This is a genomic window from Prevotella melaninogenica, assembly GCF_018127925.1.
GTDB classification, from domain to species: Bacteria; Bacteroidota; Bacteroidia; order Bacteroidales; family Bacteroidaceae; genus Prevotella; species Prevotella melaninogenica_C.
Window position 1 is genome coordinate 1 of the sequence record NZ_CP072348.1, and the last position, 2,500, is coordinate 2,500.

2 tRNA genes and 2 rRNA genes (1 of these 4 cut by a window edge) are annotated in these 2,500 nt (G+C 47.8%); all 4 read left to right on the forward strand.

The window, feature by feature from the left end:
- Nucleotides 1-347: 347 nt before the first annotated feature.
- Nucleotides 348-1,878: ribosomal RNA gene (locus J4861_RS05495) — 16S ribosomal RNA — on the forward strand.
- A gap of 184 nt (nt 1,879-2,062) precedes the next feature.
- Nucleotides 2,063-2,136: transfer RNA gene (locus J4861_RS05500), tRNA-Ile, on the forward strand.
- Between the two features lie 62 nt (nt 2,137-2,198).
- Nucleotides 2,199-2,272 (forward strand) — tRNA-Ala (locus J4861_RS05505).
- A 223-nt stretch (nt 2,273-2,495) separates the two neighbouring features.
- Nucleotides 2,496-2,500 (forward strand): 23S ribosomal RNA (locus J4861_RS05510); it runs 2,897 nt beyond the window's last position.
- Together the 16S and 23S rRNA genes with 2 tRNA genes alongside form the textbook arrangement of a ribosomal RNA operon.

Here is a 2,500-nt window from a genome sequence, read left to right on the forward strand (position 1 = left end):
TTCTGTATACCTTTGCACTCGCTTTACAAAACAAGCCACCTGGCAAGTTACTTAAAGCGCTTAAAGAAAGAGTTCTTTGAAAAGATTTACATAAACAGAGAAGTAGTACAAGAAGCGTCTGTTTGGTTTTATATCAAATGGATGGGTAAAAGAAACGAACCGATCAATTCGTTGTCCCTACTTTTGAGGCACCGCCTCAAAATAATTAAGGAACAAAAGAAAAGGTGCTTTTTACTTGATACTTTTAGGATAAGCGTTCTGAAACAGAGATTACTCGGTGAAGCGTTTGGGTTAACATGGTATTCATTATCACTTATCACCTATCACTTATCACCAAAACATATTTTACAATGGAGAGTTTGATCCTGGCTCAGGATGAACGCTAGCTACAGGCTTAACACATGCAAGTCGAGGGGAAACGGCATTGAGTGCTTGCACTCTTTGGACGTCGACCGGCGCACGGGTGAGTAACGCGTATCCAACCTTCCCATTACTGTGGGATAACCTGCCGAAAGGCAGACTAATACCGCATAGTCTTCGATGACGGCATCAGATTTGAAGTAAAGATTTATCGGTAATGGATGGGGATGCGTCTGATTAGCTTGTTGGCGGGGTAACGGCCCACCAAGGCGACGATCAGTAGGGGTTCTGAGAGGAAGGTCCCCCACATTGGAACTGAGACACGGTCCAAACTCCTACGGGAGGCAGCAGTGAGGAATATTGGTCAATGGACGGAAGTCTGAACCAGCCAAGTAGCGTGCAGGATGACGGCCCTATGGGTTGTAAACTGCTTTTGTATGGGGATAAAGTTAGGGACGTGTCCCTATTTGCAGGTACCATACGAATAAGGACCGGCTAATTCCGTGCCAGCAGCCGCGGTAATACGGAAGGTCCAGGCGTTATCCGGATTTATTGGGTTTAAAGGGAGCGTAGGCTGGATATTAAGTGTGTTGTGAAATGTAGACGCTCAACGTCTGACTTGCAGCGCATACTGGTTTCCTTGAGTACGCACAACGTTGGCGGAATTCGTCGTGTAGCGGTGAAATGCTTAGATATGACGAAGAACTCCGATTGCGAAGGCAGCTGACGGGAGCGCAACTGACGCTTAAGCTCGAAGGTGCGGGTATCAAACAGGATTAGATACCCTGGTAGTCCGCACAGTAAACGATGGATGCCCGCTGTTGGTACCTGGTATCAGCGGCTAAGCGAAAGCATTAAGCATCCCACCTGGGGAGTACGCCGGCAACGGTGAAACTCAAAGGAATTGACGGGGGCCCGCACAAGCGGAGGAACATGTGGTTTAATTCGATGATACGCGAGGAACCTTACCCGGGCTTGAATTGCAGAGGAAGGATTTAGAGATAATGACGCCCTTCGGGGTCTCTGTGAAGGTGCTGCATGGTTGTCGTCAGCTCGTGCCGTGAGGTGTCGGCTTAAGTGCCATAACGAGCGCAACCCCTCTCTTCAGTTGCCATCAGGTAATGCTGGGCACTCTGGAGACACTGCCACCGTAAGGTGTGAGGAAGGTGGGGATGACGTCAAATCAGCACGGCCCTTACGTCCGGGGCTACACACGTGTTACAATGGCCGGTACAGAGGGACGGTGTAATGCAAATTGCATCCAATCTTGAAAGCCGGTCCCAGTTCGGACTGGGGTCTGCAACCCGACCCCACGAAGCTGGATTCGCTAGTAATCGCGCATCAGCCATGGCGCGGTGAATACGTTCCCGGGCCTTGTACACACCGCCCGTCAAGCCATGAAAGCCGGGGGTGCCTGAAGTCCGTGACCGCAAGGATCGGCCTAGGGCAAAACTGGTGATTGGGGCTAAGTCGTAACAAGGTAGCCGTACCGGAAGGTGCGGCTGGAACACCTCCTTTCTGGAGAGTTCGCTTATTAGTTGATTTAGTTGATAAGTATTTAAGTATACATGTTAACAAGTTAACGGTAATCAAGGAAATAAAAGAACCTTTGGTTCGTTTTTCTTCTTGTACTCACTGCACTGTTTTAAGAATAAGAGAAAGGAAGTCTGGCATGAGAAGCCGCAGTGCTTTCTTCCAACTCAGTCCTATAGCTCAGTTGGTTAGAGCGCCACACTGATAATGTGGAGGTCGGCAGTTCAAGTCTGCCTGGGACTACACATTGGCGCTAAGCCATGTGTGACAGACTTAAAGTCCTTTGATACTTTCTCTATTCCCTTGGGGGATTAGCTCAGTTGGCTAGAGCACCTGCTTTGCACGCAGGGGGTCAACGGTTCGAATCCGTTATTCTCCACTTCGCTGTCTTCTACTTCTGATGCACTGCCTCAGAACACATAGAGTAACAGCACAAGATCTTTGACATATTGACACAAGCAAGACTGTAATGTAGAACTATTCTTTCTATAATGGGAAGAATTAGCATTCTAATTATTGAAGAAAAAACTTCAAATTCTTTAGAATCACACAACAGCTGAAAGTATGAGCTACATTCTTTGTAAGTAATTACATAGAAGGCGAAGAA